This is a genomic window from Cellulosimicrobium sp. NPDC057862, assembly GCF_042797035.1.
Taxonomy (GTDB): Bacteria; Actinomycetota; Actinomycetes; order Actinomycetales; family Cellulomonadaceae; genus Cellulosimicrobium.
This window is the reverse complement of sequence record NZ_JBHVMH010000003.1, coordinates 242,069-259,308: the sequence shown is the minus strand read 5'-3', so window position 1 is coordinate 259,308 and position 17,240 is coordinate 242,069. Positions and strand designations below refer to the sequence as shown.

General features: G+C 73.9%; 10 protein-coding genes. 6 read left to right on the top strand and 4 right to left on the bottom strand.

The annotated features are described in order from the left end of the window. Positions 1-33 precede the first annotated feature (33 nt). Complete coding sequence (locus ACFVN3_RS06655; protein WP_255318904.1) at positions 34-351, top strand: glucose PTS transporter subunit EIIB; 318 nt, start codon at positions 34-36, stop codon at positions 349-351. A gap of 66 nt (positions 352-417) precedes the next feature. Here ACFVN3_RS06655 and ACFVN3_RS06650 read toward each other — a convergent pair whose 3' ends face one another. Beyond that, positions 418-1,542, bottom strand: coding sequence for a mechanosensitive ion channel family protein (locus ACFVN3_RS06650; RefSeq protein ID WP_378231869.1), 1,125 nt, complete (start codon positions 1,540-1,542; stop codon positions 418-420). A 90-nt stretch (positions 1,543-1,632) separates the two neighbouring features. On the opposite strand from ACFVN3_RS06650, the gene malQ reads away from it, so the two are divergent. Further along, positions 1,633-3,816 carry a 4-alpha-glucanotransferase gene (malQ, locus tag ACFVN3_RS06645; protein WP_378231867.1) on the top strand — a complete coding sequence of 728 codons (2,184 nt, stop codon included), beginning with the start codon at positions 1,633-1,635 and terminating at the stop codon, positions 3,814-3,816. A gap of 691 nt (positions 3,817-4,507) precedes the next feature. Here the strand turns inward: malQ and ACFVN3_RS06640 are convergent. The 3 genes from ACFVN3_RS06640 to ACFVN3_RS06630 form a co-directional block, all read right to left on the bottom strand. Next, entirely contained in the window at positions 4,508-5,218 is a 711-nt protein-coding gene (locus ACFVN3_RS06640) for a FadR/GntR family transcriptional regulator (protein WP_204538992.1), read from the bottom strand. Between the two features lie 14 nt (positions 5,219-5,232). Continuing rightward, entirely contained in the window at positions 5,233-6,624 is a 1,392-nt protein-coding gene (locus ACFVN3_RS06635) for an enolase C-terminal domain-like protein (RefSeq protein ID WP_378231863.1), read from the bottom strand. Between the two features lie 231 nt (positions 6,625-6,855). Continuing rightward, complete coding sequence (locus tag ACFVN3_RS06630; protein WP_378231861.1) at positions 6,856-10,626, bottom strand: glycoside hydrolase N-terminal domain-containing protein; 3,771 nt, start codon at positions 10,624-10,626, stop codon at positions 6,856-6,858. A gap of 314 nt (positions 10,627-10,940) precedes the next feature. On the opposite strand from ACFVN3_RS06630, the gene ACFVN3_RS06625 reads away from it, so the two are divergent. The 4 genes from ACFVN3_RS06625 (at position 10,941) to ACFVN3_RS06610 (ending at position 17,211) form a co-directional block, all read left to right on the top strand. Next, positions 10,941-12,440, top strand: coding sequence for a WXG100 family type VII secretion target (locus ACFVN3_RS06625; protein ID WP_378231859.1), 1,500 nt, complete (start codon positions 10,941-10,943; stop codon positions 12,438-12,440). Continuing rightward, a complete protein-coding gene (locus ACFVN3_RS06620) occupies positions 12,437-13,111 on the top strand; it encodes a hypothetical protein (RefSeq protein WP_378231857.1) in 675 nt (224 codons plus the stop codon). Before ACFVN3_RS06625 ends, ACFVN3_RS06620 begins: the two co-directional genes overlap by 4 nt. A 143-nt stretch (positions 13,112-13,254) precedes the next feature. Beyond that, the gene (locus ACFVN3_RS06615) at positions 13,255-15,246 is read left to right on the top strand and encodes a penicillin-binding transpeptidase domain-containing protein (RefSeq protein WP_378231855.1); all 1,992 of its coding nucleotides are present in this window, start codon (positions 13,255-13,257) and stop codon (positions 15,244-15,246) included. Between the two features lie 615 nt (positions 15,247-15,861). After that, complete coding sequence (locus ACFVN3_RS06610; RefSeq protein ID WP_378232063.1) at positions 15,862-17,211, top strand: dicarboxylate/amino acid:cation symporter; 1,350 nt, start codon at positions 15,862-15,864, stop codon at positions 17,209-17,211. Positions 17,212-17,240: the final 29 nt, after the last annotated feature.

The window sequence follows — 17,240 nt, the reverse complement described above, 5'->3', positions numbered from 1 at the left end:
GACAACCTCGCGAGGAGACTAGGCTGATCCCAGGTGCACGGCACCCCGACACCCCGGATCCCCCGCGCGGATCCCACCCGCGACTCGCCTCAGGAGACACTTTCGATGAGCACCCCCTCGGACCAGAAGGCACAGCAGATCCTCGAAGCCCTCGGGGGCCAGGGCAACGTGGTCGACCTGGAGCCGTGCATCACGCGCCTGCGCGTCGAGGTGACCGACCCGCAGCTCGTCGACGAGGCGCGCCTCAAGGCGACCGGCGCGTTCGGCGTCGTGCGCTCGGGCCGCGTCGTCCAGGTCATCGTCGGCCCGGAGGCCGACAACCTCGCCGCGGAGCTCGACGGCCTGCGCTGACCCCTGCGGCCCTCCGGAGCGGAGGGCCGGCGCCGTCGGTCCGCGTGCCCGACGGCGCCACCCGGCTCAGGCGGTCGGTCCGGCCGCGCCGCCGGTGCGGTCCTGCACGACGGACGCCGCCGCGGCGCCGCGCCGGTCGCGCGCCGCCTGCTCGTCCCGCCCCGAGGTGCCGGCACCGTCGTCGGGCCGGTCGTCCGGTACGGACGGCGAGTGGTCGAGGACGACCACCTGCTGCGCCCCCGCGAGGGGGATCCGCGCGTCGGACAACCCCTGCCGGACGCGGGTGCGCAGGGCGCGCGCCACCTCCCACTGCATCGCGGCCTGCGTCTTGACCTGCACCTTGAGCAGCAGCGCCTCCGCCGTCATCGACTCGATGCCCGTGACCTCCGGCGGCTCCAGGAAGTACGTGCCGAGCACGGGGTCGGCCCCGACGTCCTCGGCCGCGGCGAGCAGCGCCGCGCGCACCGCCTCGACGTCCGCCCAGTACGCGACGCGCACGTCGACCACGGCGCGGCCCCACTCCTGGGTCTTGTTCCCCGTGCGCAGGATCTCCCCGTTGCGCACGAACCACAGGGTCCCGTTGCCGTCGCGCACCTTGGTGACGCGCAGCGCGACCTCCTCGACGGTCCCCGTCACCTCGCCGAAGTCGACGGTGTCGCCGACGCCGTACTGGTCCTCGAGCAGCATGAACGTCCCGGACAGGAAGTCCTTGACGAGGCTCTGCGCGCCGAAGCCGAGCGCGACGCCCGCGATGCCCGCCGAGGCGAGGAACGGCGCGATGTTCACGCCCAGCTCCGTGAGCACGAGGAGCACGATCGTCGCCCCGATGACGATGTTGGCGACGGACCGCAGCACCGATCCCACCGTCCGCGCGCGCTGGGCCCGTCGCGCGGACGCGAGCGGGTTCGCGCGCAGCAGGACGCTGCCGACCCCGGACTCGGCCACACCCCGCAGGCGCTTGCTGCGCAGGGCGGGCGTCCCGTCGGCGATGTGCTCGGTGATCCTGCGGATGAGGCGGCGCACGACCGCGAGCGCGATCGCTCCGATACCGATGATGAGGAGGACCCGCAGCGGGACCCCGACGAACCACTCGAACCAGTCGTCGGGGTTGCCGGGGTCGAAGCCGTTGCGGACCTCTTCCGGGACGTCCGCGGGCAGGCGCAGGACGGGGGCGAGAAGGGGGTGGGACATGAGCGCAGGGTACCCGGGACAGGTGGGCGGTCCCTGGGCGCGCCGGGCGAACGCGCTGCTCGCGGGCGCGCGTTCTGGCAGGATGCAGGCGTGAGCGAACCCCCGCAGACGGACCTGCCCGAGCCGTTGGTGCAGCTGGCCGACGCCCACGGTGTCGCGTCCGACTTCTGGGACTTCGACGGGTCGCGCCGCCAGGTCCGCGCCTCGACGCTCGTCGCGGTGCTCGAGGCCCTCGGCGTCCCGGCCTCGTCGCCCGAGAAGGTCGCGGTGAGCCTCGAGCACTCGCGCGACGACGCGTGGCGCCAGATGCTGCCGCCGACCGTCGTCGTGCGGCAGGGCGACGCCGTCCCGCTCCCCGTGCACGTCGCCGACGGGTCCGCCGTCCAGGTGTGGGTCGAGCTCGAGGCGGAGCCGTCGCGTCACGGTGGCCAGCCGACCGGTCAGCACGCGGCACGGGCCGCGCGCGAGCGCCGCGACCTCGACCAGCTCGACGTGTTCGTCGAGCCGCGCACGGTCGACGGCCGGCGCGTGGGGCGCGCGACGTTCGAGGTGCCCGCCGACCTACCCCTCGGGTGGCACGACCTGCACGCGGAGAGCGACGGGACGCAGGCCCGCGCGACGCTCGTCGTGACGCCGCAGCGCCTCGAGCTCCCCGCCGCGGTCCTCGAGCGGCGCGCCTGGGGCTTCATGGCCCAGCTCTACTCGGTGCGCTCGCGCGCCTCGTGGGGCGTCGGCGACCTCTCCGACCTGGCCGACCTCGCCTGGCTCTCCGCGCGCGAGGCCGGGGCCGACTTCGTGCTCGTCAACCCGCTGCACGCCGCCGAGCCGCGCACGCCGATGACGCCGTCGCCCTACCTGCCGACGAGCCGGCGCTTCGTCAACCCGCTCTACGTCCGTGTCGAGGACATCCGCGAGACGGGGTACCTGTCAGCGGCGGACCGCTCGCTCGTCGAGTGGGCCTTCGATCCCGTGCGCGACCTCGACACCGACCCAGGCCCGATCGACCGCGACGCGGCCTGGGACGCCAAGAAGGCGGCGCTCGAGGTCGTCTTCGCCGCGCCGCGCTCGACCGCGCGCCAGGCGTCGCTCGACGCGTTCCGTGCCGAGCAGGGCCGGGGGCTCGAGGACTTCGCGACGTGGTGCGCCCTCGCCGACCACTACGGCGACCGCGACTGGCCGCCCGGCGCTTACGACCCGCACGGCCCGACCGTCGCGGCGCTGCGCGACCAGCTCGGCGACCGGGTGGAGTTCTACTGCTGGCTCCAGTGGGTCGCCGACGAGCAGCTCCGGGCCGCCCAGCGCACCGCGCGCGAGGCCGGTATGTCGGTCGGGATCATGCACGACCTCGCGGTCGGGGTGCACCCCGAGGGCGCCGACGTGTGGGCGCACCGCGGCGTGCTCGCCACCGGGGTCTCCGTCGGCGCGCCGCCGGACATGTACAACCAGCAGGGCCAGAACTGGTCCCAGCCGCCGTGGCACCCGCGCGCCCTCGCGCGCGCCGGGTACGCGCCCTACCGCGACATGCTGCGGACCGTGCTGCGGCACGCGGGCGCGATCCGCATCGACCACGTCATCGGGCTCTTCCGCCTGTGGTGGATCCCGGGCGGGGCGCGCGCCGACGCCGGCGCCTACGTCCGGTACGACCACGAGGCCCTCATCGGCATCCTGTGCCTCGAGGCGCAGCGTGCCGGGGCGATCGTCATCGGGGAGGACCTGGGCGTCTTCGAGCCGTGGGTGCGCGACTACCTCGCCGACCGCGGCGTGCTCGGCACGTCCGTGCTCTGGTTCGAGAAGACGGGCGACGGCGCGCCGCTGCCGCCCGAGGACTACCGCCGGCTCGCGCTCGCCACCGTCACGACCCACGACCTGCCGCCGTCCGCCGGCTACCTCGCGGGCGAGCACGTCGAGCTGCGCGACCGGCTCGGCGTCCTCACCGAGGACGTCGCCGATGTGCGTCGCGCCGCCCGTGCCGAGCGCGACGCCATGGTCGCGTTCCTGCGCGAGCGCGGGCTCGTCGGCGACGACCCGTCCGAGCGCGAGCTCGTCGAGGCCCTGCACCGCCTGGTCCGCAGCACGCCCGCCGTCCTGCTCGGCGTCTCGCTCGCCGACGCCGTGGGGGAGCGACGCTCGCAGAACCAGCCCGGCACGGACCAGGAGTACCCCAACTGGAAGGTGCCGCTCGGCGACTCGTCGGGCAACGTCGTCCTCCTGGAGGACCTCTTCGACTCCGCCCGCCTGCGCTCTCTCGCGAAGGCCATGAACGACGCCCTCTGACCCGCCGAGGCAGACCCCGATCGCGCGAGGTAGACCCCTGATCGGCCGACGTAGAACCCTGGTCTGCCGAGGTAGAACCGTGGTTCCTGTGCCCGACGGCGTTCTGGTCGCCCTGGGTGGTCGGGGTGGGTGGTGGTGCCGCGTCTACCATCCGCCGCTCGTTCCTCGCGGCTCCCGCCAGGCCCGCCACGACGCGGCACCACCACCCACCCCGCCCGGCTTCGACTCGCCCTGGTCGTCGCTCGCCTCGGGCGACTGCCCGCGGTGTCGGGTTCGTCCGGCACCGCGCCGTCCGTCGCGCGCTGCGCCCTTGCGGCGAACGGGTGGCCTTGGCTCGTCGTCTCGCCGGACACGTTTGGGTCACCTGCCAGACCCGCCAGACTGCCTGCTCGACCGCCCAGACTGCCTGCTCGACCGCCCAGACTGGCTGTTCGACCCGCACAGACGGCCTGGTCGCCCGGGACATGCACCTCGCCGCGACGGGCCGCGCGACCCGATTGCCGTCGGCGGGCCCGGTCAGCTCGGACGGTGACCCGACTGCGGCGGTGACCCGACCGCCGTCGGGCACGACCACCACGGGCCTACCTCGGCCGACCCGGGCTCTACCTCGGCCGACCACGGTTCTACCTCGGCCGACCATGGCTCTACTTCGGCCGACCACGGATCTCCCTCGGTGGAGTCGTGGCAGGGGTCAGGCGTCGTCGTCGGGGAGGTCGTCCGGGACGCGGGGGAGGGACTCCTCGACGCCGAGCAGGTGGTTCGCCATGCGCAGGCGTGCGCGCTCGGGGTCGTGCGCGGCGAGCGCGCGCCAGATGGCCTCGTGCTCGCCGTGCGTCCGCTCCTCGGCGCCCTCCTCGTGGAGCCCGCGCCAGAGGCGCTCGCGCACGGTCCGGCTGGCGAGCGACTCGACGAGCGCGGCGAGGACGGGGTTGCCGGAGTGCACGGCGATGATGCGGTGGAACGCGATGTCGGTCTCGATGAAGCGCTCGTGGTCGACGGCGGGCTCGCGCAGGATCTCCTCGACCTGGTCGAGCACGCCGCGCGCCTCGGCGAGGGCCTCGTCGGTGATGTGGGTCGCGGCGAGCCCGGCGGCCTCGGTCTCGAGGATGCGGCGCACGTGGTGGAAGGGGAGCGCGCTGCCGTCGCCCTGGAGGTCGACGACGAACCCCATGGGCGACAGCAGCCGTCGAGGGTCGAGACTCGTGACGTAGGTGCCGTCGCCCTGGCGGGTGTCGACGATGCCGAGGATGGACAGGGCGCGCACGCCCTCGCGGAGGGAGCCGCGCGAGACGCCGAGCGCCTCGGCGAGGTCCTTCTCGACGGGCAGCCGGTCGCCGGGACCGAGCTGTCCGTCGAGGATCATGCGCCTGATGCCGTCGACGACCTCATCCGTGCGGGACATGGGTGCAGTATGGCCTATCGCAGCACGGGCGCGGCGGATTCCTCCGATGACTGCGCGACGCGGCCGGGTGCCGCGCTCGCGCGTCGCTCCGTCCAGTACGAGCCGCCGGGGAACCGGTACTGCGCGACGGACGAGGCGTGCATCTGCGTCGAGTACCCGGGCCGTGACGGGAGCACGTAGCCGCTGCCGGCGCCGGTGTCCGCGACGACGCACGGGTCGGTGAAGTGCTCGTGGAGGTGGTCCACGAACTCGGTCACGCGGTCGGTCAGGTCGCCGGCGATCGCGACGTAGTCGAGCACGGACACGTGCTGCACCATCTCGCACAGCCCCACGCCGCCCGCGTGGGGGCACACGGGCACGCCGAACTTCGCGGCGAGGAGCAGGACGGCGACGATCTCGTTGACGCTCGCGAGCCGGCCGGTGTCGAGCTGGCAGAAGTCGATCGCCTCGGCCTGGAAGAACTGCTTGAACATGACCCGGTTGTGGCAGTGCTCCCCGGTCGCGACGCCGATCGGCGCGACGGCGCGCCGGATCGCGGCGTGCCCGAGCACGTCGTCGGGGGAGGTGGGCTCCTCGATCCACAGGGGGTCGAACGGCGCGAGCGCGGCCATCCACTCGATCGCCTGCGGCACGTCCCACACCTGGTTCGCGTCGACCATGAGCTTGCGGTCGGGGCCGATCACGTCGCGCGCGATGGTGAGGCGGCGCACGTCGTCCGCGAGGTCGGCGCCGACCTTGAGCTTGATGTGCCCGTACCCGGCGTCGACGGCCTCCTGGCACAGGCGCCGCAGCTTCTCGTCGTCGTACCCCAGCCACCCTGCGGACGTCGTGTAGACGGGGTAGCCGGTGCGCTCGAGGTGGGCGATCCGCTCGGCCTTCGTCGCGGCCTTGGCCTCGAGGAGCGCGACGGCCTCGTCCGCGGTGAGCGCGTCGGAGAGGTAGCGCAGGTCGGCGACGGCGACGAGCTCGCGGGGCGTCAGGTCGGCGAGGAGGCGCCAGAGCGGCTTGCCGGCGCGGCGGGCGACGAGGTCCCACGTCGCGTTGAGCACCGCCGCCACGGAGAGGTGCACGACGCCCTTCTCCGGGCCGAGCCAGCGGAGCTGCGAGTCGGAGGTCAGGGTGCGGTACACGCCTCCCATGTCGGCGGCGAGCTCGTCGACGTCGCGGCCGACGAGCGCGCTCGCCTGCTGGCGCGCGGCCTCGGCGACGATGTCGTTCCCGCGCCCGATGGTGAAGGTCAGGCCGTGACCGGCGAGCTGTTCTCCGGACTCGTCGGTCGCGTCGGTGCGGAGCACGACGTAGGCGGCGGAGTAGTCCGCGTCCTTGTTCATCGCGTCCGAGCCGTCGGCCGTGAGCGATGTCGGGAACCGGACGTCCTCGATCTCGACCCGCGTGATCCTCGCCATGCGTACCCCTCGCCGTCCCCGCGGGAGACCGCGGAATACATCTGATGACTGGTCACAATCTAGGCAGTTCTCGTCGGAAGGTCAAGGATCCTCCGACCAATCCGCGTCAAGACATCGAATGAGTGACGCTCACACGGGCGCGGCGCGCCGCGCGTCGAACGGGCCGACGCGGCGCACGGGCCCCGGCCGGAGAAGAGCCGGGGCCCGTGCGCCGTGGAGCCGGTGGGGGCGTCAGCAGTCGCGGCCCTCGAAGGCGACGTCGTGCGTCGTCACCGGGCCGTCGGCCGACGCCCGCGCGGTCACCGTGGCGGCGCCCGCCTCGACCGTGGTCGCACGCACCGCGAACGACTGGTACGCGTTGGCCCCGGGCTGGACGCCCGTGACCGTGCGCGTGCCGTACGGCGTCGTGAGGGTCACGTCGAGCGGCGCGTCGTCGTCGTTGGTCGCGCGGACCGCGACGTACGCACGGCCGGCGAGGCAGCGCGTCTGCACCTCGACGCTGACGTCCGGCCCCGGCTCCTCGGCGTCGAACGCGAGCTCCTGCCATGTCGCGACCTCGTCCGCGGTGAGCGCGCGGGCGAACACCGCGACCCGGTCCACGGCGCCGCGCTGGACCTCCCCGCCGCCCTGGTTGGCGCCGACGTGGAACGGACGCGTCTGGCACCCGTTGATCGCGTCGTAGCCGCCGACCGTGCCGCCCGAGCGGGCGACGCCGTCCACGTAGACCGTGATCGCGCCGTTCTCCGCGATCGTCACGACGAGGTCGAACCAGCGGCCCGTGGGCACCGTGACCGGGGTCGTGGTGCCGGTCCCGGCCGTGATGACCCGGACGTTGTTCGACGGCGTGAGGTCGACGAGGATGCCGTCGGCGTCCTGCCCGACCGGCTGCGCGTCGAAGAGCCGGCGGTACGACGACTGCCCGGCGTCGATGCGGAACTCGCCCGCGAACGACGCCTGGTAGAGGTAGCCGAGCTGGAAGGGCTCGCTCGCGGCGTACGTGTTCGGGCCGAGCGTCTGGGCCGAGCCCGTCGGACCCTCGGCGAGCACGGCGCCCGTCCCGACGACGCGCGGCGTGCGCCCGTGGCCGGACGCGTCCGTGAGCGGGCTCTCGCCGAGGTCCCACGCGAGCAGCGTGTCGGCGGCGGGCGGAGCCGGGCACGGCGACGGCGGCCGGACGGCGATCGCGGCCCGGCCCTCGACCGTCCCCTCGCCCGCGGTGAGGCGGGCGACGACGGCGGACGTCCCCGACGCTCCGCCCGCGCCCACGGTGACGCGGAAGGAGACGTCGCGCGACTCGCCCGCCGGGATCGTCTCGAGGTCGGCGCCCGCCGGCTCGGCGGACCAGGCCGCCTGACCGTCCTCGACCGCCGGGAGCACGAGCGCGAGCTCGCCGCCCTCGATCGGCGCGTCGCCCACGGCCGACACGCGCGCCACCACGTCGACGACGTCGCCCGTCGTCGCGCTGGCCGGGGCCGTGACGCTCACGGTCGCGAGCGCGGACGCCGTGTACGACGCCCCCGCGGACGCCGCGAACGTCACCTCGGCGCCGTCGCGCGTGTGCTCGACGGGCGACCCGTCGCCGTCGACCAGCGTGTACGCGCCCGACGCGAAGAGCGGGCTGCGGACCGTGAGGTCGCCGTCGCGCGAGGGGTGGACCGTGAGCTCGCGCGCCGCGCCGCCGGTCCAGGCCGCGTCGACCTCGGTGCCACCACGGGCGACGAGCCCGGTGTACGACCCCTCGGCCCATGCCGACGGCAGCGCCGGGAGCACGTCGACGACGGCGTCCTGGCTCTGGAGCAGCATCTCGGCCACGCCGGACGTGCCGCCGAAGTTGCCGTCGATCTGGAACGGCGGGTGGTTGTCCCACAGGTTGTCGAGCGTGCTGCCGGTGAGCTGCTCGCGCAGGAGCTTGTGCGCGCGGTCGCCGTCGAGGAGGCGCGCCCAGAAGTTGACCTTCCAGGCCTTGCTCCAGCCGGTGCCACCGTCGCCGCGGCCGTCGAGGGACACGCGTGCCGCGGCCGCGAGGTCCGGGGACGACGACGGCGAGACGGCCCCGCCCGGGAAGAGGGCCCAGAGGTGGCTCACGTGCCGGTGGGTGTTGTTGGGCTCGTCGAGGTCCTCCTTCCACTCCTGGAGCTGGCCCCACGACCCGACGCGCAGGCCGGGGTCGAGGTCGGCGCGCGTCGCGGCGAGCTCGTCGAGGAACGCGGTGTCGGTCTCGCCGAGCGCCTCGGCCGCCGCGGCGGTGTTGGCGAGGTGCTGCGTGACGATCTGCTGCGAGATCGACGCGCCCGCGGTGAAGTCGCCCTGCTCGGGCGAGTAGCTCGGCGTCACGACGAGCGAGCCGTCGCGCGGGTCCACCACGAGGAAGTCGAACCAGAACTCCGACACCGACCTCAGCATGGGGTAGGCGCGCTCGGCGAGGAACTCCTCGTCGCCCGTGAACAGGTAGTGCTCCCAGTAGTGCTGCGCGAGCCAGGCGGCGGCGTCGGGCTGCCAGAACGACTGCGGGTACTGGTGCAGGCCCGTGAAGCCGTACGGGTTCGTCTCGTTGCCGACGACCCAGCCGTCCGCCCCGTACATCGTGCTCGCGGTCACCTCGCCGGGCGCGACCATCGAGTCGACGTAGTCGAACAGCGGGGCGGTCGTCTCGGAGAGGTTGGTCGTCTCGGCCGGCCAGTAGTTCATCTGGAGGTTGATGTTCACGTGGTAGTCGGCGTCCCACGGCGGGTTGTTGACGCGGTTCCACACGCCCTGGAGGTTCGCGGGCAGCGACCCGTCGCGCGACGACGACACGAGCAGGTAGCGGCCGAACTGGAAGTACAGCGCCTCGAGCGCACGCTGGTTCTCCGGGGTCGTGCCCGCCCGGTAGGCGGCGAGGAGCTCGTCGGTCGGGACGTCGGGCAGCTCCGCGCCGAGGTCGAGCCGCACGCGCTCGTAGAGCTCGTGGTAGTCGGCGAGGTGCGCCTCGCGCAGCGCGTCCGCGCCCTTGCCGGCCGCCGCGTCGACGCGGGGCGTCACGACGTCCAGCGGTGCGACGCCGCTGCGGTACGCCGGGTACTCGCCCTCGTAGTCGGTCGCGGCCGAGAAGACGATCGTCGCGGAGTCGGCGCCCGCGACCGTGACCCGGCCGTTCGCGCCGTCGGTCCGCGTCCCGCCGTCGGTGAGGACCTGCGCCTGCGACGCGAACCGCAGGCCGTTGTTGGTCAGGGTCCCGGACGTCGTGATCCGGCCGCCCGCGGCGGTCTGCGCGACGTTCGACCGGCCCGACGGCAGGTCCAGCCGCGCCTCGAAGCCGATCGCACCGGGCTCGTCGGCGGTGAGCCGCACGACGACGACGTCGTCGGCCGCGCTCGCGAAGTACTCGCGCGTGTACGTGGTCCCGTCGAGCGCGTAGGTCGTCGTGACGACGGCGTCGCCGATGTCGAGCGCCCGGCGGTAGTCGGTGGCGGTGCCGGTCTGGCCGGCCATCTCCAGCACCAGGTCGCCGTACGTCTGGTAGGAGCCGAAGTTCGTCTTCGGCTGGCCGAGCACGGCGGCGACGTCCTCGGGGCTGACGCTCCCCTCGGCGTCGATCCGGTCGCGGACCTGCTGGATCGCGTCGGGCCGCGGGGTGGTCCAGTTGCCGAAGTCGTAGCCGGAGGCCCCGGGGCCACCGGTCCACAGGGTCTTCTCGTTGAGCTGGAGCTGCTCGCGCGCGACGCCGCCGAAGACGGTGGCGCCCATCGCGCCGTTGCCGATGGGCAGCGCGCGCTGCTCCCACTCCTGCTGGAGGTTCGACGCCGCCGTGTTCAAGGGCTCGTCGAACCAGATGGTGTCGGGGTCGCCGGGGATCGTCGCGCCGGGTGCGGTCACGGCACCCAGCGTGCCCGACGTCGGGGCGCTCGCCCCGGACGCGGGCGCCGCCAGGAGCGCGAGCGGCACCGCCAGCGCCCCTGCTGCGGTCGCGGCGACGAGCCGGCGGGCGCCGGCGGGTCGCGCGAGGGGTCGGACTCGGGACATCAGTGGCCTCCAAGGGCGGCGCGTCGGTGCGCCGCGGTCGGTCGGGTTCGGCGCTCGGACTACGCCAGGGCCCAGGAATCATCCGATGTGTCATCGACCAATGTGGCGGAAGGGCGCCCCCGGGTCAAGGAGAACCGGGAAATCCCTCGCTCTTCATCCAATCATTACGACGCGCTCCTCTCGGCAGCGGGGATGGGCAGTGCTCCCCATCGCGGCGGACGTGCGCGCCGCGTAGCGTCGGCGTGCGACCGTCGAGACGAGGCTGTCGACACGTGCGCGCGAGAGGACACGCGCAGGTGCTGGGAGGAGACGGCATGAGCGGCATGTGGGGCGCCGACGTCCGGGCGCTGCGCGCGCTCGCGTCGACCCTGCGTGGGGGTGCGGACGCGCTGCGGGCCCACCGCGCGCAGGTGACGTCCGTCGTCGACGCCGCGACCCGCTGGGAGGGCCCCGACGCCGCGGAGTTCCGCAACGACTGGGCGTCGAGCCTCGGTCCCTCGCTGGCCACCACCGCGACGCTCCTCGACGCCGCGGCCGACCAGCTCGCCGCCGACGCCGACCAGCAGGAGTCAGCGAGCAGCGACGGCGGCGGCACCCTGGGCGGCCCGGGCGGCGGTCCGACGTCGGGCCCCGGGGGGCAGCAGCCGACCGTCCCCACACCCACCCCGGGCGAGTACGCCGCGATGGACGCGAGCGAGCGCGCGGAGTGGCTCGAGAACGCGACGGACGCCCAGGTCGCCGCGCTCTACGCCCAGATGGTGCGGCTCGGCGTCGACCCCGACTCCCCGGGGTTCTCCGACCTCGCCGTCGCGCACTGGACCCGCGTCGCCGCGGCCGAGGCGGGCTTCGACTTCGCCGACTGGGACCCGTCCGCCGGGGCGTCGGCCAACCGCGAGATCATCGAGGGCGTCTACACGTACTACGGCGAGCTCTACCTCGACAACCCGTGGATGCAGTGGGCAGGCATGGCCGCGATGATCGGGCCGTCGTTCGCCGCCGGGTTCTTCGACCTCGACATGATGCGACAGCTCGCGCAGGGCGTCGCGAGCGGCGCCCAGGCCCTCCCGCCCGGCGTGGACCGCGCGGCGCTCGAGGCGATCGCGACCATGTCCGACGCCGAGCTCGGGTTCTACGAGAACCAGTTCCTCTCGATGCAGCGCGAGATCTTCGTCGACCAGGCCGTCATGCACGAGGCGTACCTGAACGGCGGCATGGAGGAGATGGAGCGCCTGCTCGAGGCCGGCGTCATCGACGACGCCGCGTACCAGGCCTGGGCGGACATCGAGGCCGGGCGCGCGGGCGACGCGCAGGCGCTCGCGGACGGCAACACCGCGCTGCTGTGGCGCGAGCAGAACCAGATCATCGCGGACGACTGGCAGACCATGCGCGGCCACCCCGTCACGGGCGAGGCGTTCACCTACCTCATGACGCTCGTCGGCGAGCCGTCCATCCCGGGCGCGGGCACGTACGCGCAGTACGACCCCTTCACCGTGAGCGTCGAGACTCCCGGTCCGGAGAACCTCGGCATCCCGTTCACGGGCATCTCGTTCGACAACCCCGTGCAGGGCACGGTGACGGTGGAGACGCCGCTCCCGGGCGGCAACATCGCCGACCAGGGGACCCGCTGGGAGTACATCTCGAACGACACGCTCCCCGCCTACCAGCAGCTCATCACGCAGCATCCCGACCAGGCGGCGCAGATCATCGGCACCGACGTGTCCGACCGGATCGACGACTACCGGCTCACGAACCCCGCACGCATCGGTCGCATCCTTGACAGACTGACCGAGTGGGACGTGGACGTGGACCAGTGAGCCGGCTCCGAGCGGGCGGGCGGCGACGGGCGGTGCGGGCCGCGGTCGTCCTGCTCGCCGGGTCGCTCGCCCTGGCGGGGTGCACGGTGACGTTCGGCGACCCGGACGACGCGACCACGACCCCGGGCGGGACGAGCACGGCGCCCGGCGGGGCGTCGTCGGGCGGCGAGGCCGGGACGACGACGATCGACGACATCGAGAGGGGCGAGCCCATGCGCTGGGACGTGAGCAGGCCGATCACGGCGGAGTCCGTGGGGCTGGGCGAGTCGCAGGCCGTCGTGCAGGTGCCCGACGGCGCGGCGCAGGTCGAGCTGACCCTCCCCGACGGCACGTGGTCGACGACGGCCGAGGAGCTGACGATCCAGCCCCGCCGCGGCTACGTGAGCACGATCAACGTGTTCCGCACGCTGTCCGGCGGACAGGCGGTCCACGACCAGCTCGTCGCCGACGCGGACGCCCTGGGTTTCCCCCGCTCGCAGGTCGACCGGTGGCTCGACGAGCTGCCCGCGTCGCTCGACGCGTCGCGCGCGGGCGGGACGCGGGAGCGCACCGGCATCAACGGGTCCAACGGCGACGTCGTGACGTCGGTGCAGATCAGCCACGAGCCCGGGCCGGGCGGCGACGAGAGCATCCGCCTCTGGTACGCGATCAGCCCGGTCACCCCGGACTGAGGCTGCCCCGCGGTCGCGGCCGCCGGGCAGGACGTGAAGAAGCCGGGGACGAACCGGGCCGGTTCGTCCCGAGCGTCCGGGACGTCCGGGGGGTGGGGTAGCGTCCCTCCCGTCCCGAACGGCACGGAGCAGGGGAGCAGCGAGTGAGCAGCGTCGCGCACGACCACGGCCGGACGACCACGCAGGACCGGCCGCACCGCCGGCACCGGGTCGTGCGCTGGGCGAGCGCCGCGGCGCTCGCGCCCGTCCTGGCCCTGCCGCTCGCGGCGTGCACGCCGGATCGCCCGGAGGCGGCGGACGCCGCGGCGGCGCTCGCGCAGGCGATCCAGGCGGGCGACGTGAGCGGGCTGGAGTTCCGCAACGGTGCGGCCGCCGACGTCCAGGGCCACCTCGCGGCCGTGCTCGAGCCGCTCGCGCCGTACGAGCGCACGGTCGAGGTCGAGACCGTGGACGTCGTGGAGGAGGGCGACGACGCGGGCGACCGCGCGACGGCGACGCTCGCCTACCGCTGGGAGGTCGCGGGCGAGCAGGCCTGGGAGTACACGACGACGGCCGAGCTGTCGTTCGCCGAGGCCGCCGACGGGGAGGACGGCCCCGGGGCGTGGGACGTCGTGTGGGAGCCGGACGTGCTCGTCCCCGAGCTCGGCCAGGGCGACCGGATCGCCGTGAACCGCGTGGCCGCCGTGCGCGCGGGCATCCTCGGCGCGGACGATGTCCCGATCGTCCAGGACCGGCCGGTCTACCGGATCGGCGTCGACAAGACGCTCGTCGCCTCCGGCGCCTGGGACCGCGCCGCGCGCGAGCTCGCCGGGGTCGTCGGGCTCGACCCCGAGGAGTACGCGCAGCGCGTCGCCGGGGCGGGGGAGAAGGCGTTCGTCGAGGCGATCACCGTCCGCACCGAGGACACCGCGGGCGTGGACGTGGACGCGGCACGTGGCGTCGCCGGCGTCCGCGTGCTCGACGACGAGCTCCCGCTCGCGCCGACGCGCGAGTTCGCCCGCCCGATCCTCGGTCGCGTCGGGGACGCGACGGCCGAGATCGTCGACGAGTCCGAGGGGGCGGTCGCCGCGGGCGACCAGGTCGGGCTCTCCGGCCTCCAGCGCCAGTACGACGAGCAGCTCCGCGGCGTCCCGGGCCTGTCCATCGAGATCGTGCCCGGCGAGGGCGACGCGGAGGGGGAGACGACGGAGGTCTTCGCGATCGACCCCGTGGACGGCACGCCGCTGAGCACGACCCTCCGGCCGGACATGCAGGTCGCCGCCGAGGCGGTGCTCGCGGGGCAGGGGCCGAGCGCGATCGTCGCGATCCAGCCCTCGACGGGCGCGGTGCTGGCCGCCGCGAGCTCGACGGCGGGCGAGGGGCTCTCGACCGCGACGACCGGCCAGTTCGCGCCGGGCTCGACGTTCAAGGTCGCGACGACGCTCGCGATGCTCCGCGCGGGGCTCACGCCCGACACGACCGTCGCGTGCCCGCCCACGATCTCGGTGGACGGCCGCGAGTTCCAGAACGTCCCGGGCTACCCGACGGGCGCGCTCGGCGACGTCCCGCTGCGCACCGCGTTCGCGAACTCGTGCAACACCGCGATGATCGGGCAGCGGGACGCCGTGACGCAGCAGGCGCTGCACGACGCCGCGGCGTCGCTCGGGCTGGGCGTCGAGTCCGAGCTGGGGGCGCCGGCGTTCTTCGGCGACGTGCCGACCGACTCGCAGGGCACCGAGCACGCCGCGTCGATGATCGGGCAGGGCAAGGTCCAGGCCTCGCCGCTCGCGATGGCGACGGTCGCGGCGAGCGTCGCCGCCGGGCACACGGTGTCGCCGGTCATGGTCCACCCGGACGTGCAGACCGTCGCCGACGAGGAGCCCGCGGGGACCCTCACGGAGGAGGAGGCGACGACGCTGCGCGGGCTCATGCGCGCCGTCGTCACCGAGGGCTCGGCGTCGGTCCTCCAGGACCTGCCGGGCGAGCCCGGCGCCAAGACCGGCACCGCCCAGTACGGCGACGGCAGCCAGTCCCACGCCTGGATGATCGCGACCCAGGGCGACCTCGCGGTGGCCGTGTTCGTCGAGACGGGCGACGGCGGCGCCGTCACCGCGGGTCCGCTGATGCACGCGTTCCTCGACGCGCCGAACGCCTGATCCTCGGTCTCCTCGGGCGTCCGGAATAGGACCGGGCGCCGGGTGGTTGACCACGAGCGGGTATGATCGGTTGCCGCGGGCGTCGATCTGCCCGCCTCGTCAGCGAGAACCCACCGCTCCGGGAGAACCTCCGTGTTCGTCAGCGTGCCTGCCTGGCAGCTCACCCAGCGCCGCGACGTCGACTTCCGTCGAGTCGCCAGCGCGCTGTGTCGCTGACCCCCCGTCGCCGCTGACGCCTCTCCGCCTCCGCACACCCGTCAGGACCCCGGGTCGCCTCGCGACCTGAGCCGCTGACGCGCGTGGCGCGCCCCTCCGTCAGGTCGCAGGTCGCTTCCGTGCCCTGCGTCCCTGCCCCGGGCCGCGCTGCTGCCGGCGCCCCGCGACGACGTCCCGAGCCCCTCTCCCGAGAGCGGGCGCTCGTGCGCCCGCGTCACCCCCGAAAGGTCCCCTGTGTCCTCGACCCCCTCGTCGGCCGTCTCGAAGGCCGACCCGCAGCAGGCGAGCCAGGCCCCGGCCTCGGCGCCCGCGAAGAAGAAGCGCCGGTTCCCCTCGTTCAGCGTCCAGATCCTGCTCGGCCTCGCGGTCGGCGTCGGCCTCGGCGCCGTCGCCCTCGCGATGGGCCCGCAGGACGCGGCCGGCGAGGTCCCCAACGGCCTGACGACGACGCTCGACACCATCGGCTCGTCGTTCGTCACGCTGCTCAAGGCCGTCGTGCCGCCGCTGATCTTCACCGCGATCGTCGCGTCGATCGCGAACCTGCGCACCGTCACCAACGCCGCGCGCCTCGCCGGTCAGACGCTCCTGTGGTTCGCCATCACCGCCGCGATCTCCGTGGCCGTCGGCATCGGCCTGGGCCTGCTGTTCCAGCCCGGCAACCGCGCGTCGGTCTCGCTCGACGCCGCGTCCGAGCCGGGCCGTACGGGCACGTGGCTCGACTTCCTCAACGGCCTCATCCCGGGCAACGTCCTGGGCCTGGGTGCGAGCACGCAGGTCGAGGTGACCGACGCCGGTGCGAGCGCCAGCACGTCGGTGAGCTTCAACGTGCTCCAGATCCTCGTCGTCGCGCTGGTCATCGGCATCGCCGCGCTCAAGTCGGGCAAGAAGGCCGACCCGTTCCTCGCGTTCAACCGCTCCGCGCTCGCGATCGTGCAGAAGGTCCTGTGGTGGATCATCCGCCTCGCGCCGATCGGTACCGCCGGCCTCATCGGCTACGCCATCGCGGCGTACGGCTGGACGTCGCTCGCGTCGCTCGCGTGGTTCGCCGTCGCGATCTACGTCGGCCTCGCGGTCGTGCTGTTCGTCGTCTACCCGATCCTGCTGCGCACCAACGGCCTGAAGATCTCGAGCTACTTCAAGGGCGCGTGGCCCGCGATCCAGCTCGCGTTCGTCTCGCGCTCCTCGATCGGCACGCTGCCTGTGACGCAGCGCGTCACCGAGCGCAACCTCGGTGTCCCGAGCGAGTACGCGTCGTTCGCCGTGCCGCTGGCCGCGACCACCAAGATGGACGGTTGCGCCTCGATCTACCCGGCCATCTCGGCGATCTTCGTCGCGCAGATCTTCGGCATCGACCTGTCGATCACCGACTACCTGCTCATCGCGTTCGTGTCCGTCGTCGGCTCCGCCGCGACCGCGGGCCTCACCGGCGCGATCGTCATGCTGACCCTCACGCTCTCGACCGTGGGCCTGCCGCTCGCGGGCGTCGGCCTGCTCCTCGCGATCGACCCGATCCTCGACATGGGCCGCACCGCGGTGAACGTCGCGGGCCAGGCGCTCGTGCCGACCATCGTGGCCAAGCGCGAGGGCATCCTCGACCTCGAGCAGTACGAGGCCGCCACGGCCGAGGACCTCTTCGTGGACGAGGACGACGACGCGTCGTCCGAGGCGACCACCGAGACCACGGCGACGGCCGAGACCGCGGAGGCTGCGCCGTCGGGCACCAAGGAGCCGGTGGGCGCCTCCGCCTGACGCCGAGCGCGCGATCCACGCGCTGCCGA